Here is a 20,929-nt window from a genome sequence, read left to right as displayed (position 1 = left end):
CGCCGTCCTACCAGTCTTTCCAGTAGTAGAGGGCGTTCCTGGCGGACCGGATAGGCACGGCCCCGGTCGCGTCGTTGTGCCAGGTGTTGTCGTAGTAGTTCCAGTACGACTGCGGATAGGCACCGCTCGTCAGCGAGACCAGCTCGCTATGGTCGATGCCTCCCGCTTCGTAGTAGCGGACGTAGTGACCGGCGCGCATGCCGTGAGCCGCGTACGTCGGGACGGTCCCGTCGGCGTCGCTGCCGAGCAGCGTCCAGTCAGGCCCGTAGTTGTAGCCGGTGTTCGGGTTCTCCAGTAGCCATCTCCGGAACGCCGAGCCCTCCTCCATGTCGACGCACTGCTGGCTTCCTGTGGCACTGGCGCAGAGCCGGGCGAGCGGTGGGGCGCTGTGCGGGGTGCCGAGCGTCGCCACGTCCTCGATGTAGAGCGCGGGCGGGTACTCAGGGTCCTTCTTGCTCACCCCCGTGACGGCCGCGCGAACGATGAGCCCGCCCATCGAGTGGGCCATGACATCGACGTACCGCCCGTGCACGGTGTAGGAGCTGTAGATGTTCCAGGCGAGCCGGCTGCCCAGCCACCGCAACGCCAGGGCGTACGAGCCGGACTCGATCCGGGTGTTGCACCCGGACGCGTTGGCGTAGAAGCACACGACGTGCGCCGAGCCGCTCCACCCCCAACGCTGCATCGCCTCGTACACCGGTTTCCACTGGCCCTCCCAGAGGTTGCCGTGGGAGCTGGCCGAGCTGAAGCCGGGCACGAAGTAGACGGGCCTGGCGGAGCTGTTGGCACGAGCCGGAGGCGGGGGAACGGCAGCCCCAGCCGGAACGATCGCGACGCCCGAAGCCATCAGCAGCACCGCGCACACGAACAGGATTCGACGTATCACGAAATCCTCCTCCTCTAAAGAAGAGCTCGGAGGCGCACATCGTGAGACACCAGAGCCAGAACGAACAGGTCTAAGAGCGCACACCAAGCAGCCGTCCGTGCACAACCACAAGCGCCCACCCAGCGCGTCCCCGCACCCATACGCGCAAGATGCAGGCCTCGAGCACCCCCACACGTCTAGTGCGTTCGTGGACGTCGGTCCGTTCGTGCGTGTACGTCCAGAGGGTGCGCGTCCGTGCGGCCTGTAGGTCTTGGGGGTTCCTGGACGTTCGGGTGTGGCGGGTTGTGTTCGTGTCGGTTCTCGGACCGGCTTGGTGTCAGTCGCGCGCGGTGATTTGCTGGATGGCCCAGCTGTTGCCGTCGGGGTCGTCGAAGTAGCAGATGCCGACGTTGTTGAGGTCGTCGCCTTCGCGCATGGGACGTTGCCCTTCCCTGGCATGGACCATGACCTCGGAGACGTCCACTCCGCGCGACGCGAGCTCGGCGCGTGCGGCCTTCACGTCGTTCACCACGAGCTGTACGCCCTTGAGCGAGCCGGGCTCCATGCCTACGGGGCGGTTGCTGAGCACCACTGAGCAGCCCGACCCCCGCGGGGTCAGCTGAACGAAGCGCATGCCGGCGCTGCCCTTGGTGTCGTGATCGACGACGAAACCGAGCTGGTCGGCGTAGAAGGCCTTGGCGCGGTCGACGTCCGAGACCGGTACCGATACGACTTCGAGGGTCCAGTTCATGTGCGCGTTCTCTCGGCTCGTGTTTCCTCGGGAAGCTTTGTGTCCGGCGGACACATTGCGTACTGTAGACACGAGGCTGGGCGCGAGCAAGGCCCAACGCAGTGGACGGGAACCGATGACCGATACCGGCGATCAGAAGAACCTCGGGTTGCTCTGGGCGCTGCACGCACGTCCGACCCGGGAGGCCCGTCTGGTCCTCACCGTCGACCGGATCGTGAACGCCGCGATCGACATCGCCGACGGCGAGGGCATCGAGGCCGTGTCGATGCAGCGGGTCGCGGCGAACCTCGACGTCACCAAGATGGCGCTCTACCGTCATGTGTCGAGCAAGGCCGAGCTCGTGGCCGTCATGATCGAAACGGCCGTTGGCGAACCACCGGACGTCACGCACATCCGGGGCGGCTGGCGTCCGCGCATCGAACGCTGGGCCGAGCTCATGCGCGCGACGTGGCAGAAGCATCCGTGGCTGCCCACCGCCACCACTGGCGACCGCGCCATCGGGCCACGGGAGATCGGCTGGACCGAGAGCGCCCTCAGCGCGTTCGCCGGCACACCGCTCAGCGGCGCCGAACGCATCGACGCGGTGTTCCTGCTCAGCGGGCACATTCGCAACACTCAGGCGGCGGCGGGCGCGGGCACCCAGCCGTGGACCGACGAGCGCCGCGCCCGCCCCGAGCTCGCCGAACTCCTGCGCGGGCATGGAGACCGGTTCCGGCACATCCTCAGTGCCGTGAACGATGCCCACGACGCGCCGCCCGACAACGGCTGGGCCTTCGGGCTCGACCGGATCCTGGCGGGCCTGGACCAGCTCATCAAAGAAAAGCGCGCCTAAGCCCTTGCCGAACCGGTGCGGCGTTGGTGGCGTGCGCGTGCCAGTTGGTGTGCGGTGCGGAGCAGGTCGCGGGTCGCCGTTTCGGTGCGTGGGCCGGGGTTCACGACCGCCAGCCAGCTGACGCTGCCGTAGACGGGGTGTGCGGTCACCGTGTCGTCGACGTCGTCGCGTGGCGTGTGGCCGGTCCAGTGAGCGAACGCGTCCTTCCCGGCGGAGACGTTCACGCGGAAGGTGCCCGGCCGGTCGAGGCGGGAGGACTCGTCGCCGGGGTAGTTCTTGGTCACGATCGTCGCGAACGGCTGGGTCGTCGGAACGATCCCGTCGGGCGCGTAGTAGAAGAACGTGTCGCCCCAGCTGAGTTCGGGCGAGCCGTCTCCGGGTGACGGCTGGACGGTCAGCACGCCGTCGAGGCCGTCCACGAAGGTGATGATCTCTTCCATCGTCATGCGTTCCAGGGTTGCATTAAAGTGCTTATGGAGACTTTGGGCGGGTTGTTGAGGGGTTTTGTGGTGCCAGTCTCAAATCGGTTGAGCTACGTACCGTCGACGTCGCGCGGCGTGCGGGCTACTCCGTCCAACAGGTGCGCAATCTGGAGCGCGACGGCGTACTTCCGCCAGCGACGCGTACGGCCTCGGGCTATCGCGTCTACGGGGAACGGCACGTGCGTTCCGCGCTGGCCTACCGGGCTCTTGCGGCGGGCGTCGGCCCGACCGAGGCCAAGAGAATCGTTCGGGCCGCCCACCGGTTCCCTGCCTCGCCGGTGCTCGCCCTCCTCGACGCGGCGCACGCCCGGCTCGACGCCGAACGCACCGGACTCAGGCAGGCCAAGGAGGCCGCGCGGGCGATCTCCGGCGAGCCGATCGAGGACGTCCGTTCGTCGGACGCGATGAGCGTCTCCGAACTCGCCGCCGCCCTCGGGATACGCCCCTCGACCCTGCGGCACTGGGACGCGGAGGGCCTCGTCGTTCCCGACCGTGAGCGGGGTACGCGGCGATACACCCCGGCCCAGGTGCGGGACGCGCGGATCGTTCACCAGCTGCGTCTGGCCGGTTACCGCGTTCCGGCACTGCGGGCGCTCATGCCGGAACTGCGGCGCGCCCGCCGCCTGGAGGACGTCATGTCCGCGCTGGCCGCCCGAGACGCCGGCATCGAGGCTCGTTCCAAGGCGCTCCTCGACGCCGCCGCCGCTCTCAGCGCCATACTCGGCTAGGCGTCGCAGTCCGCTGAACGGTCGAGCCGTTCGGTGGTCTCGATGAGGGGTGTCGAGCCTGTCGCGCGGCCAGGAGCTCGGCCGCCGCGGCGCTGAGCCGCACACGTTCGCCATGCAGGTCCGGGGCCGGTGTGAGCGCCTCGCCGTCGTCGGTCATGCACGGCCGCAGCTCACCGACCGTCGCGGTGCCGATCCCGGCGGCGACGCCCCGCACCGTCGCGGCGTCCTCCGCCCGGTACTCGCGATAGCCGCTCGGTCTCCGCAGCGGCCGGAGCAGGCCTAACGCAGCGACCCGCACGCTGACGCCCGTCAGCCGGGACAGCGCTCCGAACCTCATGTGGCGACCGCCACTTCGAGTTGATCCCCGCCACCTCGGCGCGGCTCCGGGCCTCGCGGTGCTGTTCGGGATGATGTACGGCTTCCCGCACGGCGCCGCTCTGACCGGCTCGGCGAACGTACCCGTGGCCGAAGTCGCGCTGGGCTGGTTCATGCCGGTGGTGCTGGCCCCCGCTGGCCTCGCGGAACGGGTGCCGAGCCTGCGGCAGGGCGCCAACCCCGGCGACCTCGGCACCATGAAGCTGAACGCGTTGGAGCACATCACCCCGCGCCAGTTTCGTCGGAGCTGCCCCGGCTGATCAACGCGCGATCACCAGGGCCACGGCGCCGACATGTTCGAGGTCTTGAAGAAGCCCGCCCTCGTAGCGGTCCTCAGGTTGTCGCGCCCACTCGTTCGCGCAGGTCGTCCTCGATCTGCTGGGGCGAACGTCCACGGGTCTCGGGCACGTACTTCGCCACGAAGATCAGGCCCACCAGGCAGACGGCGCCGAAGACCCAGAACGTCCAGCCCTGCCCGATCAGGCCGGCCAGCGGTAGGAAGGCCTGGTTGACCGCGAAGTTGGCCAGCCAGTTGACCATCGTCGCCAGCGCGGCCGCCTGGGCGCGGGCGAACGGCGGGTAGATCTCGGAGTTCACCAGCCAGAAGACCGGGCCCAGGCCGAGACCGAAGGCGGCGATGTAGACCAGCATGGAGATCAGCGCGACGACGCTGTGGCTCTGGCCGGACAGGCCGAGGAACGACCAGCCGAGGGGCACCGAGGCCACCAGCATGCCCGACAGCGAGATGAGCAGGAGCGTCCTGCGCCCGGCACGGTCGGTGAGCGCGGTGGCGATCACCGTCATGATGAGGTTGATCGCGCCGATGATGATCGAATAGATGAGGGCGTTGGAGGCGTCCAGCCCCGTCGACTCCATGATGGTCGGCGCGTAGTAGAGCAGCGCGTTGATCCCCGCGAACTGCTGGAGTGCCGCCAGCACCAGCCCGACCAGCACGATCGGTCTTACCGTGCTCGAACGCAGGAGTTCGCGGGCCGACGCCTGTTCCCCGGAGTCGTCCTGCTCGTCCTTCCGGTAGTCGTCAAGCGTGCGTTCGACGGTGTCCGGATCGGTGGTGCCGGCCAGCACCTTCCTGGCACGATCCTCACGGCCGCGCCCCGCCAGCCACGCGGGCGACTCCGGCACGGCGAAGAGCCCGAGCACCATGAGTACGGCGACCACGAACCCGGCCCCGAACATCGCCCGCCAGTTCCCCGAGCCGGACAGCGCGAGGTCGACGACGTAGGAGACCAGGATGCCCAGGGTCATCGTCACCTGGTTGGCCGTGACCAGCCTTCCCCTGATCTCGGCCGGAGCCAGTTCGGAAAGGTAGACCGGACACAGCGAGGAGGACGCGCCGACCGCCAGGCCCAGGATCAGGCGCGCGGCCAGCAGCAGCCAGAAGTCGGGTGCGAACGCCGCGAGCAGGCTGCCCAGCGCAAAGATCATCGCGATGGCCAGCATCGTGGGCCGTCGCCCGAGCCGGTCGGCGAGCCGGCCCGCGGCCAGCGCGCCCACGGCGGCACCGAGGAGCAGAACACTGACCACGGCGCCCTGCGCCACAGACCCGAGGTCGAAGTCCTCCCGCACGAACAGCAGCGCCCCGGACACCACCCCGGTCTGGTAACCGAACAGGAACCCGCCGAGCGTGATCACCGTTGCCCAGAAGTAGAGCCGCATCCGGCTGCCGCCGGCCCGTCCCCGGCTCATGGCGGCCCAGCCGGCAGCCGACCCATGTCAGCCTCCGACCTGAGCGCGAAGGTTCCCATGACGTGCCCCCTCACAACGTCCGGGTTGCATCTAGTCCCCATGTAAGCACGGTGCGTAATCATGCAGGCGGGAGGGGGTTCGTTAGCCGAGACAACCGAACCCGTCGCGAATCTTCCAGCCCCGCGACCTCGGCGCGACGCAGTGGTCATGGCGAGCCCACGTTGAGTTGCCCCAGCCACGAGCCCGGCGGGATCTTCCAGCCCCGCGAGTTCCGGCGCAGGTGCTTCGCCATGGCCTGTCCCGCGTGGGCGGCCGGGCTACGGCGGTCTTGGCGCGGGCGCTCTGGTCATGTCGAGCCCGCGTTGGGTTGCTCCAGCCACGGCGAGCCCGGCGCGGGGGGTCTTTCAGCCCCGGCGAGTTCCGGCGAGGGTGGTGCGGCCATGGCGAGTTCCGGCGCGGACGGTCCGGCCATGTCGAGCCCGGCGTGGGTGCTCCGCCCTCGCCTGTCCCGCGTGGCGGTCGGGCTACGGCGAGTTCGGCGCGACGCAGTGGTCATGTCACGGCCGGCGTGGGTGGGTCAGGCATGGCGGGTCCGGCGTGGGTATGGGTGGTGTCGTCCAGGTGCCAGGGCTAGGTGATGTTGAGGTGGAGCAGTCGGTGTCTCGCGATGTTGTGGACTTCTGCGGCGTAGCCCGAAACGTGGCCGGCCATCCATACGAGAAGTTCGTTTTGAATGGGACCGGCGTCGCCCCACATTCCGTAGAAGCGCTGCCTGGTGGTGCAGATAGGACGCAGCGTTCCGGCCAGGACCGACTGCCAAACGGCAGCGGCCGAAGCGGGGTTGTCTCCCGTCCGGTAGCCGCTGATGACGAAGATGCCGTTGGCGCGGAGCAGGAAACGTACGGTCTCGATGCCGGTCAGGAGTTCGTCGTAGCCACCGGTCGCCATAAGGTGTACGAATCGGAAGCGCTTTGTGTACTCGTTCCGTAGCGCCTTCCAGTCGGTCGTGCTCAAATCCGGCGTCAGGTAGCTCTCGCCTTCCCGGCAGAATCGGGACGCCCCCAGGGCAGTGGGACCCAGCTCCAGAACGTCCCCTTCGCGGCAGCAGCTGCCGGCCTGCTCCAAGAACCAGGCGGCCAGAGTCTCTTCCGGGCTCGCCGGAATCTCCTCCCGGGTGGCCGGAATCGTTGCATCGAAATTTCCCATTGGTTCGGCTCTCAGTCGCTGACAGGTACCGGAGTCGCTGGTATTTCCCCCAGTGACTCCGGTTGCTTTTTGAATTTCTTGGTCCAGGGGCCGCTCAGGTAGCGTGCCGCGCCGAGGACCACCGCGTCCTGCGGGCATGCGTTCACGTGCACGGGCAGATCCAGTCGCTGGCACAGCAAGGTGGGCAGCCTCGGCGCCAGCGCCCCTCCACCGGACAGCACCAGGCCGTGGATCAGCAGTTGCCGGGTCAGTTCGGGATCGCAGGAGTTGCGCAGGTCCTCCAGTGCCTCAACGATCTGGTCGAACACCCGCGTGGACGCGGCGGCGACCTCTCCGGCCGTGACCGTGTGGACGGTCGGCTTGCCGGTGTCGAGGTCCTGGCCGCAGATCTCCAGCGGCTCGTGGTCGCCCGCCTCGACGATCAGGGTCTCGGCCTGCACTCTCGACCGTTCGGCCGCCTCCAGGCTCACGACCAGCCGGTACTCGCGCAAGGCCCACGCGGCGATCGCCTGGTCGAGCCGCAGGCCGCCCACGGGCAGCGTCCGGTGTGCCCAGACCCGCCCCTTGGCGACGATCGCCATCTTGGTCGCGTTCCCGCCCAGGTCCGCCACCATCCGTGCCGAGATCCCTGATCCTTCGGCGTGGTGGCCGAGCGCGGCGGCAAGGCCGTGGTCGACGGGCACCACCTGACGGGCCCCGGCTCGCGAGATCACCTGTTCCAGGGCTCGCCGTTCCATCTTCGCGGCGCCCGAAGGGACCGCGACCGCCACCCGGGGCCGCACTCGGCCGCGCCCCCGGTGCGCGGCCTTCAGCAACCAGCGAACCAGGGCGACGGCCGCGCCGTATTCGGTGACGGTGCCATTCCAAACCGGTCTGACGAGCTCCATGTCACGCCAGCCCAGTTGGTCTCCCTTCAGCGCGGCCTCACCAACGACAAGGGGTCGCCCGGTGGCGCGACTGACCATGACGACCGAAGGCGCGCAGATGCGCACCTGCCGTTCGGGGACGAAGATACGCGAGTGGACGGTGCCCAGATCCAGCGCGGTATCCGCGTTCACGACCGCTGAAAGCAATCCCATGGAAGACCCTTAAGTGGTTTGTTCATTCGCATACCGTAAATTACTCGATCTTGAGCCTGACCGAACCCATCACCTGGCAAAAAGATCATCAAGCGCCAAAGAAAGAGGGGTGAGGAATTTCCCTACCCTGCTTAGTGTGCGGCCAATCCCGTTGCCCTTATCCGGCGGCGCGCCGCCGTCCGCGAAGTAGGCGGAACCCGGTGGCACGTCCTGTCATCCCGACACAAACCCACCCAGATCAGACCCAAGAAGGCCAGATTGCCGTCCGCTGTGCGCGCCCCATGGAAGCGGCGGTCTTGCTCATGAATGGCGATATCACTGTGTCCAGCGGACATTTCAATGCAGTTTATGGCTGGGCATTATCTAGCGCACAATGCGCCATTCCCGCTAGCTTGCATCCACCCCGCCCACCCAATCGTCTGACCGTCCGGCCGCCTGACCGCCTGACCGCCCGGCCGTCCGATCGCCCAGCTGCCAGCCGCCAGCCGCAGCCGCCCGTCGCCAGGGCGGCGGGATCTATCTGCGGGCGAGCAGGGCACGTCGTTCGCGGACGGCGCGGTCATCAGCGGCAATGCCGTCACCGACAGCAAGTTCACTCCCGAATGGAACGTCGGCATCTCCACCGACGACAGCACCAACTGGGTCACCGTGGACCGCAACGTCGTCTATGACTACGTGGCCTCCATCGGCGGCTGCAGCGAGGAGTGGGGCAACCGTCCCGTACAGAACGTGCGATACCGCGCGAACTTCTGGGACGACGCCGTACCGGAATGGCTGAAGCGGCGGGACCACCCCGGAGCCTGGCCACCGGCCGACCAGCACAACCCTGAAGAGGGATGCGGTGAGCCGCGGAAGCTGGAGTTCGCGAACAACACGCGCCTCAACCCTGGCCAGGCCTGCTCCGGCAACCCCGCCTGCACGGCGATCGTGCGCAACGCCGGACTGCTCCCGCCCTATCGCCACCTCCTTCGCCGACCGTGACCGCGGAGCCTACGGGCACTTCTTCCACGAGAAGTGATAGATGGTCTTGATGCCGCCTCGCGTGGAGTCCATGGTCATGAAGCTGGTCTTCGCCGCGTCGGAGCCGCCTCGGTTGACGCGCAGTTCCGTGTTGATGTTGAGGTTGCGGTCCTCTCCGCAGGGCTTGTAGACGAGCGCCGCGACGTCGGTGGTGTCGGTGAACCGCCACTCGTCCGAGTACGGGCCGCGGATGGTGTGGCTGACCGGGTGGTTCTCCGGCGAGCCCTGGAAGTAGTAGTTGGCCCGCTGCAGGCCGTCGGCGCCGGCCTGCAGATGGGCGAAGCCCTGGTACTGGGCCGAGGCGATCGCGTACGTGAAGCCCTGGGGAATGTGGATGGCCAGGTTGAGCTGGCAGTTCTTCCGTGAGTCGACCGGATCGGACGAGCCGCCCGTACGAGCCAGGTAGTCGCTGTAGGAGACGGTGAACCCGGCGTTGCCGGGCAGCGGGGTCACTCTCGCGGTACCGGCCGGGCAGCCGGAGCCGTTGACGGTGACGACCTCGACGGTGATCTGGCCGGGCGGGGAATCGGCGGACGCGGGGGCCACGACGCCCGCCGTCGCCATCACCACGACCGCGGCCGTGACGTTCACTCGTGCACGCATGGGAAGTCCTTTCTTGCCAGCGGAAGGGGCCACACCTTCACAGACGGGGAATGGTGAAGGTGTGGCCGGATTTGTGAACGTTCATCGGTTACTTGCGCGGACACACCTTCCAAGCGAAGTGATAGACGGTCTTGAGGCTTCCGTCGACGGAATCCATGGTCATGAAGCTGACCTTGGACGGATCGGAGCTACCGAGATTGACGCGGATCTCGGTATTCACATTGAAGTTGCGATGCTCGCCGCACTTCTTGTAGACGATCTGCCCGAAGGGGACCTCGTCACGGAACTGCCAGTTGTCGCCGTGGGGCCCCTTGACCTGGTGGCTGATGGCCGTCGTGGTCGGGTCTCCCTGGAAGTAGTAATTGGCCTTCTCGACGCCGTTCGCGCCTGACTGCAGGCTGGCGAAGCCGCGGTAGTCGGCTGCCGCGATCCCGTACGTGAAGCCCTGCGGGACGTGCACGATCAGGTTGATCTGGCAGTTCTTGCGGAAGTCGGTCGGGTCGGAGGTGCCTCCCGTCCGGGCGAGGTAGTCGCTGTAGGTGACGGTGAAGGCGGTGTCGTCCTCCGACACGGCCACGGCGACCGTGCCCTTCGGGCAGCCGGACCCGTTGACGGTCACGATCTCGACGGTGACCCCGTCCGGGCCCTCGGACCCGGCGGACACCGGAGCGGATGCCAGCGCGCTGATTGCGGTGGCGGTCAAGGCCATGGCGAAAACACTCATGCCTCTGCGCATTTCATCCCTCTTGCCTTGGGGGTGGACGCGAAGAATTCGCGCGAGAATAGGGGGATGGCAGACGCTCACGCCGCGGCCAACGGCGCATTCATCTGGATTCGAATGGTGACGGACGGGAGCACCCGGCACTGAACATTGACCCAGGATCTCGCCCGAGAGTAATCACCCTCCGGGTGCCCGTCAACGCCAAGAATTTGACATCGATTAACATTCGATGACAGTTGCTGTCAATTGCCCCCCGAGAGCAAATAAACAATCATGCCCACCCCCGCCGCCCCGCCTGCCAGACGCCGTACGCGAGCCGCCGTCCGCGCAACGCGCGACGCCGTACGCGCGACGCCGTACGCGAGCCGCCGTCCGCGAGCCGCCGTACGCGAGCCGCCGTACGCGAGCCGCCGTCCGCGGGACGCCGTCCGCGGGACGCTAGGCGCGGCTGGCGGGACAGCAGCCGTGGGTCACGTGGCCGCGCGGTGCCGAGACGCGCATCGCAGGGGCGCGAGACGCCAAGCTCCGGAGCCTGCGGATGGCGTGCGGGGGCCTCGGCTGGAAGATGCCGGAAGCGGATCGCGGGATGGCGGACGCGGGGCACGGGATGCGGACGTGTGTCGCCGGGGTGCGAGATATCGGGTGGGACGCACAGCGACAGGCAGCGAACGTGGACGCCGGGGCCAGGGTGTCAATGATGGGCTGGCGAAGCTGAGGGGCCTCAACCTCTCGCTGCAACCGTCTGAGCGGTGCGGCAGTCGCAGTCGTCCGGTGACGTAATCGCTGCGCTGGACGGGCGTGGCTGTGGCACGTACGCGTGAAGGTTTCGTGGACGAGGTGGGTGCCAGGGGAGATCGGTGCGCTGGTCGATCTGGTGTATCTGAAGGGCGGGAGGTGCAGAGCGGCTAACGGGGGATGCCGGGGCGCCGGTGTGGAGGCGCGGGCCGGCCGGGTGCAGAGTGCTGTGCGTGGGGTGCGGGCACTGATCGCCAGGTGCCGGGGAGTGGACGCCGGGCGCGGGTGCGTGTCGCGGGGCCTTGGTCGTCGGGCGGGTGATGCGGGGCGGCGAGTGTGGGGTGCGGGTTCCGGGACGGCGAATGCGCGTCGCGGGGTGCGGAGAGCTGAATATCGGTTGCGTGGTGGCGGGTGGGGGCAAGCGGGTGCGGGCTCGGTGTCGAGGCGGGTCGCGGCCACGTACTCGGGATCGAGGTCGGTCAGCACGTACCCCCGCCTCGTGCAGCCCTGCTGGCAACGGGTGTGGCGCGGGGAGTGGACACGGCGCGGAGAGCGTGGGGCAAGCGGGCGCGGGGGTGGTGGTGGGTGGGGTTAGACGCGGTCGGCTGCGATCAGGAGGTAGTGGAAGCTGCCGTCGGTGTAGGCGTTGAGGAAGGCGTCTTCGATGCCGGTCGTCAGGTGGGAGCGTGCGCGGAGTCGCCAGTAGGGGATGGTGGCCTGGGTCAGGTCGGTGACGTCGATCGGGACGAGGCCGTGGGCGGCCATCGCGGCGAAGTAGGCGCTGCGTGGGTGGATGTCGCAGATGTAGTGGGAGTTGATCTGGCTTACCGATCGGGAGGGTAGGCCGTACACGTCGTTGTAGCAGCCGGTGATGCAGACGTAGCGGCCGCCGCGCTTCAGTAGCCTGCTGTGCTCGGCGAACAGGTCGTCGAGGTTGACGTACATCGTGGACTCGTTGTTCCAGATGCCGTCGAACGAGCCGGTGTCGAAGCCGGTGTCGAGCATGTTGCGGAACTCGAAGCTCACCTTGTCGGCCACGTCCCGTTGTGCGGCCTGCTCGTTGGCGAACCTCACCTGCTCTTCGGAGATCGACACTCCGGTCACCTGGCAGCCGAACCGCAGGTTGGCCATGAAGCTCGTGCCGCCTCGTCCGGAACCGGCGTCCATGAGACGGCCCGTGGCCGGAATCGGGCCGAGGTGATCCAGTAGGAGGTCGGCCTGTGCCGTCTCCAGGCGGTGCAGCTCGGCGGTGAGGCCCTCCTCCGGGCCTTCCAGCACCGTCCAGTCGGGCTCGCCGATGCCGTAGTGGTGGTGGTAGGTGCCCGAGACGTCGCCCAGCGCGAGGTTGACGGGGTTGCGTTCGGCGTTCCAGTAGTCGGCGACGGACCGCTGGTAGGCGCTGGTCAGGATGCTTTCGGTGGGCGCCGTCATGGCTGGTCCTTCCGGGCGTAGCGGGCGTTGGTGGTGTGCCATTCGACGCCGCCGCCCATCCACGCCCTAAGCCCGCGCATGAACCACTGGAGCTGCGGGGACGGGACGGCGGCCAGGGCCTGGTGGTCGCGCTCGAAGTCACGGACGAGGTCGTTGTGGAGGGCGACCGTGACCTCGACGGCCTCCTCGACCGGGCAGCCCCGGTCGGCGGCGACGAGCAGCACCATGTTGCATACCGGCTTCTCGTCGGCGGCGTCCTTCTCTACGGAGAGCAGATCGTTGACCAGTACGGACGCGGCGCCGGCCCGGAACGCCGCGTGCCGTACCCGCGGGTCGTAGAACAGGTCGGCCGGCAGTTCGTAACCGCCGACCACGTCGATGAGCGTCATCGAGGTGTAGAAGCTGTCGTGCTGGCGGGCGGCGAGGTATTCCCACGCGGATGGGTGCTGGCCGCGTTCGCGCCAGGCCGCGTAGGCCGTCCAGCTCACGAACATCGCGAACGTCGAGTAGCAGATCCGCTGCACTTGGGCGGGTGTGGCGTGCCGGCCCAGGTGCTCGACGGAGGAGGTGAACATGCGCAGTACGAGGTCGTCGCGCAGCGCCTGCTCCAGCGGAGGCGTGAACTCGCCCGCGGGGGGCGGCCGGTCCATCGCCGACATGGCGAGGGTGAGCCGCTCGGGCAGCAACGCCGGGACGGCGCCCAGCGCGGAGTCGTCGGCGTAGTAGTCGTCGGCGGCCCACCAGCTAGCGTTGAGCTGGGCGGCGACGAGGAGGGCGTCGGGATCGTCGGTGTCGGGGTGGGTGAGCATGGCGAGGCGGCCGAACTGGGTGCGGCGCAGGCCGTCGAGCTCGTGCTCGGCGAATCCGCGTTCGGCGGCCCAGGTCAGCAGCCGCGCGTCGACCTCGGCGGCGAGCCGGTCGTCGACGCGTTCGACGGGCGGGCAGTACAAGGGCGGCGCGTCGCCGTCGCCCCAGGCGCGCTCGGTGTAGGCGACCTGCGGAGCCAGCGTGAGCGGCGAGAAGTCGCGCCTGCCCTGGCCGATCGCGCACGTACCGAAGTACGCGGGCACCTGGGCCGCGGCCGTGCCCAGGCCGGTCGGGCCGGGTGCCTGCCACGAGCCCAGAAGATTCCCATGCATGATCCGGGACCTCTTTCCTGGATTCCGAACCCCTGGAGAATCTCACACAGAGTAGCTAATCCACCACCATAAGTATCTGGCCTGTGAGTAACAGGAAGAACACCCTCCGGAACGAGCGGCAGCTCAGATCAGTCTGCTCGCGATTGAGTGCGTCGCGCGTACGCGCGGGCGGCGCGGGCGCGGTCGCCGCAGCGGGTCGAGCACCAGTGGCGACGGCCGTGGCGCAGCAGATAGCGGCTGCACGGCCTGGAGTCGCAGGCGGTGAGGCGTTCGGCGTCGGCACCGGTGAGCAGATCGGCCGCGTTGGCCGCCAGCGTCGCCAGGGCGCGGTCGAGGATCTCGTTGGTGGGGCACGTGAACGCGCGGTAGGGGCCGTTCTTGTCGTCCCACTGCAGCAGGGCGGCCGTGGGGGCCTTGCTCAGTGCGTCATTGACGGCCGACAGTGCCGTCGGCAGTGCGGGCATCCCGGCAACGCGGGCGGCGAACAGCGCCCTGACGTTCTCTCGCAGCGAACGCAGTTGCGCCGCGCACATCTCCTGCACCCCGGCATCGGCCGGGGCGAGGTTGCGTTCGGTGAGCCACCGATTGGTCGCCTCGGGGGTGCCGAGGAGATCGAGGAACTGCCCGCCGGGCAACGCGATGGCGCTGTTGACGAAGTCGAGGGCGAGGTGGTCCTCCGCCCCGGGCGCCGGGGGCAGCACGGCTTCGACGGTCATGGTTCTCATGGTACGGGTTGCGCTCGTCCGTGAGACACGGCTACCGTCATTCACGGATAAGCCCCTTCTCATCCGTGAGGTATTTGGATGCCCGGTATCAGCACGTCCACAGATCACGTCCCCGTCCGTGTGTTCGGCGGCCCGACCGCCCTCGTCGAGTACGGCGGGCTGAGGTTCCTCACCGACCCGACGTTCGACGCTCCCGGCGACTACCCCGTGCCGGGCGGTTCGCTCACCAAGACGGCGCCCGCCTCCGCCGCACCGGACGAGCTCGGCCGCATCGACGTGGTGCTGCTCTCCCACGACGAGCACCCCGACAACCTCGACAACTCCGGCCGGGCGCTCCTCGCGGACGTTCCCCTCACCCTCACCACGCCCGGCGGCGGACGGCGTCTCGGCGCCAGGGGACTCGCCGACTGGGAATCGATCGAGCTCGACCGTCCCGGCGGCGGCACGGTCACCGTGACGGGCGTGCCCGCGATCCACGGTCCGGGCCCACGCGAAGAGGTCGAGCCGTTCACCGGCCAGGTCGTCGGTTTCGTTCTGACCGGCGACGGCCTGCCCACGGTCTACGTCAGCGGCGACAACGCGTCACTGGACGCGGTGAAGGAGATCGCCGAACGCTTCGGCCCGGTGGACACCGCCATCCTCTTCGCCGGTGCTCCGCGCTTCACGATTCTCTTCGACAACGCGCCCATCGTCCTCGACAGCGCCCAGGCCGCCGAAGCCGCCGAGATCCTCGGCGCCCGCCGGGTGGTGCCGGTCCACTACGACAGCTGGGCCCACTTCACCGAGGGCCGCGACGACCTCCTGGCCGCCTTCACCGCCGCCGGACTCCTCGACCGCCTAGACCTGGCCAAGCCCGACAACCTGAACTGACCGCCCGACCTACGTGGGCTGATCTGCCGACGGCTCGGCAGGGGGGCGTGTTGGGTGATGGGGTTGTCGACAGGAACGTAGCCCAGGAACGACGTCCCATAATCGGGGTCATGCGTGTGGGGATAGCCCATCATTTCGGTTGGGCGGTGGCCGTCACGGCATCGGCGGACCATCGGGTCGCGGACCGCCGGCGGATCGAGCTGGTCGAGCCTGGCGTGCCGACGGCGCCCATCCACCACGAGGGCAAACGTCTCGACGACGCGGCGGCGTCGAGGCTGGTCGCCCGGGTGCGGGCGTCGGCCGAGCGGGCGACGTCGGCCGCGCTGGACGAGCTCGCCGCCGCGCTGGACGGACCGATCGTGTCGATGTCGCTTCGAGCGTGGCCGCCGGACTTCCCCGCCGACATCGCCGTCCAGCGCCGCGTTCAGCACGAGGCGCGGGCCGACTCGATCATGTACCGCCAGGTCCTGGCCGAGCTCGCGCACGCACGCGGCTGGACGGTTCACCTCTACGACGCCAGGACCGTCGAGAGACAGGCGGCCACGCTCTTGGCCGAACGCGCTGGCGAAGTCCTGCACGGACCTCGGGCGGTGCTCGGGCCGCCGTGGGCGAAGGACCATCGCATGGCGCTCGCGGCGACGATCGTGGCCGCCGAGCTCCGAGATGGAGGCAAGGTCTGATCGAACGCCACGCGGACCGCGGGGCGGCTGCGCGGTTATGCCGGGCGGCAGCCGTTGGCGGACAGGAAGCCGTTCCATGAGAAGAGCGAACGGCAACGGTGGCTGCCTGCGGCCGGGCCGACCATGACCTTGACCACGACATCGACGTAACCCCCACCGGCGCAACCGTTGGCGGTGAGCTTGTAGTAGCCGTCCTCGGTGGGTGTGCGCTCGGCTGAGAAGCACTCGTGGAGACCGTCCGCATGGGCCGGTGGGGTGGACAGCAACGGCGCGGCGAGCGCAGCTCCGGCGACGGCGACGGCTAGTCGTCTGGTGCGGTGCATGATGCTCCCTTGCGAATTGGGGGATGCCCAACAACCTAGAGAGCCGGATGCCACCGGTCTATGTCAGGAGACCTGGCTGAAGCGCGTGGTGATCAGCCGGAACGCGTCCGGTGCCACGCTGATGCCGCCGCCGAACGGGTAGTTCAGGTTCCAGATCAGGAACATCGCCAGTGCGACGAAGGCGCCGAGCAGGCCCACCATCGCCACGCTGCGGACGGTGACCTGCACCCCGGCGAGCAGTGGTGCGCAGATCATCAGGACCGCGCCGACCAGCAGCCCGATCCACAGGAAGCCGGGCAGTCCCTGCTCGGCATGCAAGGCCCGCAGCCGTCGCGCCTCCGACACGTTCCGTGCGCTGGTCAGCGCGCTGTCGTGCATCCTGGCCATCTTGTCGCCGCGCGGCTCGATCTGCTGGAGCCGGTCACGGAGGCGGTCCAGCGTCGCGGTGGCCCGCGGGCTCATACGGCGATCGCTCATCGCCCGCCACTCCTCGTTCACCACGGCCGAGGTGTACTCGCGGACCAGGCCCTGGATCTCGCGGTGCTCGGGGTCGGGCATCCCATGCGCGGCCCAGTAGACCTGCATGAGCTCGCTCGCCTCCTTGGTGGTGTTCTCCCGGGCGTCGTTGTAGTGCTGCATCCCGGTGACCACGACGAACGCGAAGACGAAGGCGAACATCGTCTTGATGACGTCGGTGACCAGGGTCCCGGCGGCCTCGTCCTCCTTCTGCCGCCATCCCTCGGGCCGCAACCGGCCAAGACCGCCGAACACCGCGATCGCGGCGAGTGCGGCGACGATGGCGATGACTACGGCCTGGAGGAGCATGCGGACCTCTTCCGTCGAGGGTCGATCCGGTGACACGGTGTCATCGTTTCGATGCGGAATGTCGTTACCGTTGCTGGACCGCCGTGATCAGTCGTGCGACCATTTCGTGGTCGTTCAACGAAGATGAGGTGCTCATGGCGAAACTCGCTGACTTCGCCAGGCTCGTTCCGGGCGATCACGGCCTGTGCGTGGTGTCCACCCTGCGGGCGGACGGGACCATCCAGTCGTCGGTGGTGAACGCGGGGGTCCTGGCGCATCCGGTGACCGGCGCGCAGGTGGTCGGGCTGGTCGCGGTCGGCGGGGCGCGCAAGCTCGCCAACCTGCGGGCGCGGCCGCGCGCGAACGTGGTGGTCCGCGCGGGTTGGGAGTGGGCCGCGGTCGAAGGGCCGGTCGAGCTCGCCGGACCCGACGACCCGCTGCCCGGCGTTGACGGCGAACGGCTCCGCCTTCTGCTGCGCGAGGTCTTCACCGCCGCCGGTGGCACGCATGACGACTGGGCCACCTACGACCGGGTGATGGCGGAGGAACGCCGGGTGGCCGTGCTGCTCACGCCGGAACGGATCTCGGGCAACTGATACCGCAGGAGTTGCAGTCCGGTACCGCCCTGGGTGGAGATGTGATTCGGCTGGTCGTTTGACGACTTTTGAGCTTGCCCGTTCTTGGATGAAGGCCTGACTACAAGAAGGGCATCTCATGCAGCGCCTTCAGCGCATGCTTGTCGGAGCGGGAACGGTCGCCTTCGCGGCGCCCCTCGTCGCGGGTGTGGCGGCAACGCCGGCACACGCGGACACACGGGAGGTCAAGGGGCCGTCCTTCAGCGCGGGTGGCGCCGTCTGCCGCAACTACGTGCGGATCGACGACTCCGCCCGCCCGCGGAAGGTTCGGGTCACGGCGACCACCTCCTGCACCAAGAAGATGTGGCGGATCGCGGCGACCGCACAAGGCCAGCGCAAGGGCGGTCGCAAGCTGACGAAAAGCTCCCTGTGTACCAACACGCGGAAATGCACGGCTTATCTCTACATCGACAACACGGCGGGTTACGACCGCTGGACGGGCTGGGCCTCCACTCAGATCACGAAGACGAGATGGTCCGGCATTTTCACCAGCAAGGGAAAGCAGAACCCCTCTGCGTGGATCCTCAGCTGAGGAGGCGCGTCGCCGGTTGACGTGACGCGGCGCGGAATGGCCCGCTCTCGCCGTGGCGAGAGCGGGCCGCTCGCGTCGGAGCGGCGGCCCCGCTCTCAGTTGGCCATGCCGCCGAGGCGGTTGACGAGGGCGAGGATCTGCGCGACGGGGATGCTCCCCAGGCCGCCCATCGCGACCATGCCCGCCACGGCGCTCATGAGCAGAGCGCGCGATACCGATGACCGGTTCACGTCCAATGTCCCTTCAGTAGGAGAGGCCGACTCGGCGAAGGTAACGGACGGTGATTAATCATTGCTTTGAGTGAGCGTCCTGGTCGCCTAAAGCTCGCACGCCCCGTGTGCTTGGCGACGTTTACTTACCACGTGGTAAGAATTGTGCCTGACGCATGTGGAGGCACAGTGAACGAATCGACCCCCGTAGTCCCGCTGCCCCAGCACGCGCTGCCGCTCGACGAACCGGGGCTCCGGCTCAACGAGCGCCTGCGCGTCGCCGTACCGGAGCACCTGCGTGAGCTGGGGGAGACCGTGGCGGGGTTGCTCGCGCGGCTCCACGGGCTGGAGGCGGACGTCGTCACCGGGGACGACGCGGACCTGAGACTGGTGATCGGGGCGCCCGCGCGGGAGGTCGAGGACGTGCAAGGCGTCGATCCGCGCGGTGCGGGGGAGAGCGAACGTTACGAGCTCGTGGTGAACGAGCACACCGCTACGGTAACCGCCCCGGCAGCCGAGGGGCTGTTCCGTGGGAGCACCACGTTCGCCCAGCTGCTCGGCGACGACCGGGTCGCGCCCGCGGTCCGGATCATCGACGGTCCCGCGATGGCCTGGCGTGGGCTGTCGCTGGACGTGGTGCGGCGGTTCTTCGGCGTCGATCAGGTCAAGAAGGTCATCGACGTGCTGGCGTTCTACAAGTTCAACGTGCTGCACCTGCATCTGAGCGACAGCCAGGCGTGGCGGCTGGAGATCGACGGCTGGCCGCGGCTGACCGATCCGGCGGCCTGGCCGGGCGGGGCTCTGGCCGACGAAGGCGTGCGCCCGTACTACACCCAGGACGACTTCCGCGAGATCGTCGCCTACGCGGCGGCGCGGTTCGTCACGGTCGTCCCCGAGATCGACATGCCGGGTCACGTCCTGGCGGCGGTCAGGGCCTACCCGGAGTTGCAGGGAACGGCGAAGCCGCCGCACGAGCTGCTGGCGTTCCTCGACCCGCACGCCGAGGTGGTCGAACGCTTCGTCGCCGAAGTGCTCGGCCAGGTCGCCGCGCTCACGCCGGGACGGTTCCTGCACGTGGGCGGGGACGAGGCGTTCGGGATGCCGCCGGAGCTGTACGGCGCGTTCGTGGCGAGTGCCCTCCGCACGGCGCGCGCGACGGGCAAGCGGCTCGTCGGCTGGCAGGAGATCTCCCGGTCCGGAGCGGTGACGCCGGACGACGTCGTGCAGGCGTGGATCGGCGCCGGGGACGAGTTCGACCTCGACGCCGCCCGTGAGCAGGCTCCGCCGGAGTACCACCCGCTGCTGGAGCATGTCGCCGAGACGTTCGCCGAGTCGGTGCACGACGTACCGGCGGCGGTCGCCGCGGGAGCGGCCGTGCTCGTCTCGGCCAGCAGCGTCCTCTACCTGGACCGCCGCCACGCTGAGGACTCGCTGCTGGACGAGCAGAACGAACGCCGTACACAAGTGGGCTTCGGCTCCTACACGCCGCGTACCTGCCGGGACCTCTTCGACTGGCGGCCGGGCACGCTGCCCGAAATCCCCCCGGAGGCCAGGCGTGCCGGTATCGAGGCGGCGATCTGGTGCGAGACGGTCCGGGGGTTCGACGACCTGGCGTTCCTGATGCTGCCCCGGCTGCCCGGTGTCGCCGAGAAGGCGTGGACGCCGCAGGACACCGCATGGGACGGCTACCGACGCCGCGTGTCGGCGCACGCGCCCTGGTGGGACCGCCTCGGCTGGAACGGCTACTACCGTTCGACCGAAATCTTCCGCCGATGAGGCGTTTGCCTGCCTCTCGGACGGGTGGGGACAGATGGCGACAGGTGGGGACACCCACAACCCCACGCACCACAAACAAGGCCCTCGCTGCGCTCGGACAGCCCCATCGAGGCTCCCGCCCCGAACCCCAGGCTGGGGGGCAAGCCCCCCAGACCCCCCACCCCATCCGTGGAACAAGCCCCCGGCAACGGACCCGTTAAACACTGAATGCCCGAGGGAGCCTCACCGTCGTATGGGGGACCGGGTGCGCTCTCGGTCCCGAATCTCGAAGTCCATTGCACCTCTTAGATACTCGTGACGAGTGCGCGGCCGATCGCTTCGGCGACTCGGTCGACGTCGTCCAGCGGGCCGATCTCCACGCCGGCGTCGGGTCCGCTGTTCCACGCGAACGCCGCGATCTGCTCCTCCCACACCACGCGCCGCGGCTCGCCGCCGTTGTAGGAGACGCGCATGAACAACCGGGGCACCCCTGGCATGTGCAGGTTCGGGATGCCGTTGTCCACGCATTCTCCGGCGATGTGGGGGACACGGCGTCGGATGGCGGCCCACAGGGCGTCCAACGGCCCGTACCGGTTCGGCCGACTGTGCTGGTCTGCGTTCATGGTTCCCTCCGGTCGGTGCCGAGCATGCGGTGGACGATGTCGCGCCACGGCTCGGCGATGCGTGGCTCGACCCACATGCCGCGGACGGTGCCGGACGGC

At 68.6% G+C, this 20,929-nt stretch carries 24 protein-coding genes and 1 pseudogene; 10 read left to right on the top strand and 15 right to left on the bottom strand.

The genetic code is table 11. The features are described 5' to 3' along the window. Window positions 1-7: 7 nt before the first annotated feature. Both ABD333_RS43560 and ABD333_RS43555 read right to left on the bottom strand, forming a co-directional pair. On the bottom strand, window positions 8-886 hold the full coding sequence (locus tag ABD333_RS43560; RefSeq protein WP_344548565.1) for an esterase/lipase family protein: 879 nt from the start codon (window positions 884-886) through the stop codon (window positions 8-10). 316 nt (window positions 887-1,202) lie between these two features. Next, window positions 1,203-1,616, bottom strand: coding sequence for a VOC family protein (locus ABD333_RS43555; RefSeq protein WP_344548563.1), 414 nt, complete (start codon window positions 1,614-1,616; stop codon window positions 1,203-1,205). Between the two features lie 115 nt (window positions 1,617-1,731). Between ABD333_RS43555 and ABD333_RS43550 the strand changes: the two genes are divergently transcribed. Then, window positions 1,732-2,448, top strand: a complete 717-nt coding sequence (locus ABD333_RS43550; RefSeq protein WP_344548561.1) for a TetR/AcrR family transcriptional regulator — start codon at window positions 1,732-1,734, stop codon at window positions 2,446-2,448. Here ABD333_RS43550 and ABD333_RS43545 read toward each other — a convergent pair. Further along, window positions 2,445-2,894 carry a DUF6194 family protein gene (locus tag ABD333_RS43545; protein WP_344548558.1) on the bottom strand — a complete coding sequence of 150 codons (450 nt, stop codon included), beginning with the start codon at window positions 2,892-2,894 and terminating at the stop codon, window positions 2,445-2,447. The two genes, ABD333_RS43550 and ABD333_RS43545, sit on opposite strands and share 4 nt — an antisense overlap. A 107-nt stretch (window positions 2,895-3,001) precedes the next feature. On the opposite strand from ABD333_RS43545, the pseudogene ABD333_RS43540 reads away from it, so the two are divergent. Both ABD333_RS43540 and ABD333_RS43535 read left to right on the top strand, forming a co-directional pair. Then, a pseudogene (locus ABD333_RS43540) lies at window positions 3,002-3,160 on the top strand (MerR family DNA-binding transcriptional regulator); the annotation flags it as partial. Between the two features lie 174 nt (window positions 3,161-3,334). Beyond that, a complete protein-coding gene (locus ABD333_RS43535) occupies window positions 3,335-3,658 on the top strand; it encodes a MerR family transcriptional regulator (protein WP_344548764.1) in 324 nt (107 codons plus the stop codon). On the opposite strand, the gene ABD333_RS43530 is transcribed toward ABD333_RS43535, so the two are convergent. Next, window positions 3,639-3,995 (bottom strand): MerR family transcriptional regulator, encoded by a 357-nt coding sequence (locus ABD333_RS43530; RefSeq protein ID WP_344548556.1) that lies wholly within the window; start codon window positions 3,993-3,995, stop codon window positions 3,639-3,641. The two genes, ABD333_RS43535 and ABD333_RS43530, sit on opposite strands and share 20 nt — an antisense overlap. On the opposite strand from ABD333_RS43530, the gene ABD333_RS43525 reads away from it, so the two are divergent. Continuing rightward, window positions 3,994-4,293: a hypothetical protein gene (locus ABD333_RS43525; RefSeq protein ID WP_344548554.1), complete on the top strand. Its 300-nt coding sequence runs from the start codon at window positions 3,994-3,996 to the stop codon at window positions 4,291-4,293. The genes ABD333_RS43530 and ABD333_RS43525 overlap by 2 nt on opposite strands. 73 nt (window positions 4,294-4,366) lie before the next feature. On the opposite strand, the gene ABD333_RS43520 is transcribed toward ABD333_RS43525, so the two are convergent. The 3 genes from ABD333_RS43520 to ABD333_RS43510 all read right to left on the bottom strand — a co-directional run bounded on the left by ABD333_RS43520 (window position 4,367) and on the right by ABD333_RS43510 (window position 8,025). Further along, a complete protein-coding gene (locus ABD333_RS43520) occupies window positions 4,367-5,740 on the bottom strand; it encodes a sugar porter family MFS transporter (RefSeq protein ID WP_344548552.1) in 1,374 nt (457 codons plus the stop codon). Between the two features lie 630 nt (window positions 5,741-6,370). Further along, a complete protein-coding gene (locus tag ABD333_RS43515; RefSeq protein ID WP_344548550.1) occupies window positions 6,371-6,946 on the bottom strand; it encodes a hypothetical protein in 576 nt (191 codons plus the stop codon). A gap of 11 nt (window positions 6,947-6,957) precedes the next feature. Next, complete coding sequence (locus ABD333_RS43510; RefSeq protein WP_344548548.1) at window positions 6,958-8,025, bottom strand: rod shape-determining protein; 1,068 nt, start codon at window positions 8,023-8,025, stop codon at window positions 6,958-6,960. 648 nt (window positions 8,026-8,673) lie between these two features. On the opposite strand from ABD333_RS43510, the gene ABD333_RS43505 reads away from it, so the two are divergent. Beyond that, on the top strand, window positions 8,674-9,006 hold the full coding sequence (locus tag ABD333_RS43505; protein WP_344548546.1) for a hypothetical protein: 333 nt from the start codon (window positions 8,674-8,676) through the stop codon (window positions 9,004-9,006). Between the two features lie 9 nt (window positions 9,007-9,015). On the opposite strand, the gene ABD333_RS43500 is transcribed toward ABD333_RS43505, so the two are convergent. The 5 genes from ABD333_RS43500 to ABD333_RS43480 all read right to left on the bottom strand — a co-directional run bounded on the left by ABD333_RS43500 (window position 9,016) and on the right by ABD333_RS43480 (window position 14,390). Then, the gene (locus ABD333_RS43500) at window positions 9,016-9,648 is read right to left on the bottom strand and encodes a DUF4360 domain-containing protein (RefSeq protein WP_344548544.1); all 633 of its coding nucleotides are present in this window, start codon (window positions 9,646-9,648) and stop codon (window positions 9,016-9,018) included. Window positions 9,649-9,736: 88 nt separating this feature from the next. After that, the gene (locus tag ABD333_RS43495; protein WP_344548542.1) at window positions 9,737-10,357 is read right to left on the bottom strand and encodes a DUF4360 domain-containing protein; all 621 of its coding nucleotides are present in this window, start codon (window positions 10,355-10,357) and stop codon (window positions 9,737-9,739) included. A 1,338-nt stretch (window positions 10,358-11,695) separates the two neighbouring features. Continuing rightward, window positions 11,696-12,535, bottom strand: coding sequence for a geranyl diphosphate 2-C-methyltransferase (locus ABD333_RS43490; RefSeq protein ID WP_344548540.1), 840 nt, complete (start codon window positions 12,533-12,535; stop codon window positions 11,696-11,698). Beyond that, window positions 12,532-13,674 carry a family 2 encapsulin nanocompartment cargo protein terpene cyclase gene (locus ABD333_RS43485; protein ID WP_344548538.1) on the bottom strand — a complete coding sequence of 381 codons (1,143 nt, stop codon included), beginning with the start codon at window positions 13,672-13,674 and terminating at the stop codon, window positions 12,532-12,534. The genes ABD333_RS43490 and ABD333_RS43485 overlap by 4 nt, the downstream gene beginning before the upstream one ends. A gap of 128 nt (window positions 13,675-13,802) precedes the next feature. Continuing rightward, window positions 13,803-14,390, bottom strand: a complete 588-nt coding sequence (locus ABD333_RS43480; protein WP_344548536.1) for a CGNR zinc finger domain-containing protein — start codon at window positions 14,388-14,390, stop codon at window positions 13,803-13,805. A gap of 87 nt (window positions 14,391-14,477) precedes the next feature. Here ABD333_RS43480 and ABD333_RS43475 point away from each other — a divergent pair, with 87 nt between their 5' ends. Together ABD333_RS43475 and ABD333_RS43470 are read left to right on the top strand one after the other, a co-directional pair. Continuing rightward, a complete protein-coding gene (locus ABD333_RS43475; protein ID WP_344548534.1) occupies window positions 14,478-15,269 on the top strand; it encodes an MBL fold metallo-hydrolase in 792 nt (263 codons plus the stop codon). Between the two features lie 110 nt (window positions 15,270-15,379). Then, window positions 15,380-15,949: a hypothetical protein gene (locus tag ABD333_RS43470; protein WP_344548533.1), complete on the top strand. Its 570-nt coding sequence runs from the start codon at window positions 15,380-15,382 to the stop codon at window positions 15,947-15,949. 35 nt (window positions 15,950-15,984) lie between these two features. Here the strand turns inward: ABD333_RS43470 and ABD333_RS43465 are convergent, their stop codons facing one another. Further along, on the bottom strand, window positions 15,985-16,272 hold the full coding sequence (locus ABD333_RS43465; protein ID WP_344548531.1) for a hypothetical protein: 288 nt from the start codon (window positions 16,270-16,272) through the stop codon (window positions 15,985-15,987). A gap of 63 nt (window positions 16,273-16,335) precedes the next feature. Continuing rightward, entirely contained in the window at window positions 16,336-17,133 is a 798-nt protein-coding gene (locus ABD333_RS43460) for a bestrophin-like domain (protein ID WP_344548530.1), read from the bottom strand. A gap of 98 nt (window positions 17,134-17,231) precedes the next feature. Here ABD333_RS43460 and ABD333_RS43455 point away from each other — a divergent pair, with 98 nt between their 5' ends. The 3 genes from ABD333_RS43455 to ABD333_RS43445 all read left to right on the top strand — a co-directional run bounded on the left by ABD333_RS43455 (window position 17,232) and on the right by ABD333_RS43445 (window position 20,228). After that, complete coding sequence (locus ABD333_RS43455) at window positions 17,232-17,672, top strand: TIGR03618 family F420-dependent PPOX class oxidoreductase (RefSeq protein ID WP_344548529.1); 441 nt, start codon at window positions 17,232-17,234, stop codon at window positions 17,670-17,672. 118 nt (window positions 17,673-17,790) lie between these two features. Further along, a complete protein-coding gene (locus ABD333_RS43450; RefSeq protein WP_344548528.1) occupies window positions 17,791-18,243 on the top strand; it encodes a hypothetical protein in 453 nt (150 codons plus the stop codon). A gap of 398 nt (window positions 18,244-18,641) precedes the next feature. After that, window positions 18,642-20,228 (top strand): family 20 glycosylhydrolase, encoded by a 1,587-nt coding sequence (locus ABD333_RS43445; protein WP_344548527.1) that lies wholly within the window; start codon window positions 18,642-18,644, stop codon window positions 20,226-20,228. Between the two features lie 284 nt (window positions 20,229-20,512). Here the strand turns inward: ABD333_RS43445 and ABD333_RS43440 are convergent, their stop codons facing one another. After that, window positions 20,513-20,830 carry a hypothetical protein gene (locus ABD333_RS43440; protein WP_344548526.1) on the bottom strand — a complete coding sequence of 106 codons (318 nt, stop codon included), beginning with the start codon at window positions 20,828-20,830 and terminating at the stop codon, window positions 20,513-20,515. Between the last annotated feature and the right edge of the window lie 99 nt (window positions 20,831-20,929).

Origin of the sequence: Actinomadura fulvescens, from assembly GCF_039533225.1 — a bacterium.
Classification (GTDB): domain Bacteria; phylum Actinomycetota; class Actinomycetes; order Streptosporangiales; family Streptosporangiaceae; genus Spirillospora; species Spirillospora fulvescens.
This window is presented reverse-complemented; position numbering and strand designations above follow the sequence as displayed.

Coding starts and splice junctions, on each gene's coding strand:
- ABD333_RS43495 (WP_344548542.1), bottom strand. CDS start 10,357: ATGGCCTTGACCGCCACCGCAATCAGCGCGCTGGCATCCGCTCCGGTG.
- ABD333_RS43470 (WP_344548533.1), top strand. CDS start 15,380: ATGCGTGTGGGGATAGCCCATCATTTCGGTTGGGCGGTGGCCGTCACG.
- ABD333_RS43515 (WP_344548550.1), bottom strand. CDS start 6,946: ATGGGAAATTTCGATGCAACGATTCCGGCCACCCGGGAGGAGATTCCG.
- ABD333_RS43440 (WP_344548526.1), bottom strand. CDS start 20,830: ATGAACGCAGACCAGCACAGTCGGCCGAACCGGTACGGGCCGTTGGAC.
- ABD333_RS43530 (WP_344548556.1), bottom strand. CDS start 3,995: ATGAGGTTCGGAGCGCTGTCCCGGCTGACGGGCGTCAGCGTGCGGGTC.
- ABD333_RS43490 (WP_344548540.1), bottom strand. CDS start 12,535: ATGACGGCGCCCACCGAAAGCATCCTGACCAGCGCCTACCAGCGGTCC.
- ABD333_RS43550 (WP_344548561.1), top strand. CDS start 1,732: ATGACCGATACCGGCGATCAGAAGAACCTCGGGTTGCTCTGGGCGCTG.
- ABD333_RS43485 (WP_344548538.1), bottom strand. CDS start 13,674: ATGCATGGGAATCTTCTGGGCTCGTGGCAGGCACCCGGCCCGACCGGC.
- ABD333_RS43480 (WP_344548536.1), bottom strand. CDS start 14,390: ATGACCGTCGAAGCCGTGCTGCCCCCGGCGCCCGGGGCGGAGGACCAC.
- ABD333_RS43555 (WP_344548563.1), bottom strand. CDS start 1,616: ATGAACTGGACCCTCGAAGTCGTATCGGTACCGGTCTCGGACGTCGAC.
- ABD333_RS43525 (WP_344548554.1), top strand. CDS start 3,994: ATGTGGCGACCGCCACTTCGAGTTGATCCCCGCCACCTCGGCGCGGCT.
- ABD333_RS43450 (WP_344548528.1), top strand. CDS start 17,791: ATGCAGCGCCTTCAGCGCATGCTTGTCGGAGCGGGAACGGTCGCCTTC.
- ABD333_RS43545 (WP_344548558.1), bottom strand. CDS start 2,894: ATGACGATGGAAGAGATCATCACCTTCGTGGACGGCCTCGACGGCGTG.
- ABD333_RS43500 (WP_344548544.1), bottom strand. CDS start 9,648: ATGCGTGCACGAGTGAACGTCACGGCCGCGGTCGTGGTGATGGCGACG.
- ABD333_RS43475 (WP_344548534.1), top strand. CDS start 14,478: ATGCCCGGTATCAGCACGTCCACAGATCACGTCCCCGTCCGTGTGTTC.
- ABD333_RS43510 (WP_344548548.1), bottom strand. CDS start 8,025: ATGGGATTGCTTTCAGCGGTCGTGAACGCGGATACCGCGCTGGATCTG.
- ABD333_RS43455 (WP_344548529.1), top strand. CDS start 17,232: ATGGCGAAACTCGCTGACTTCGCCAGGCTCGTTCCGGGCGATCACGGC.
- ABD333_RS43520 (WP_344548552.1), bottom strand. CDS start 5,740: ATGAGCCGGGGACGGGCCGGCGGCAGCCGGATGCGGCTCTACTTCTGG.
- ABD333_RS43535 (WP_344548764.1), top strand. CDS start 3,335: ATGAGCGTCTCCGAACTCGCCGCCGCCCTCGGGATACGCCCCTCGACC.
- ABD333_RS43465 (WP_344548531.1), bottom strand. CDS start 16,272: ATGCACCGCACCAGACGACTAGCCGTCGCCGTCGCCGGAGCTGCGCTC.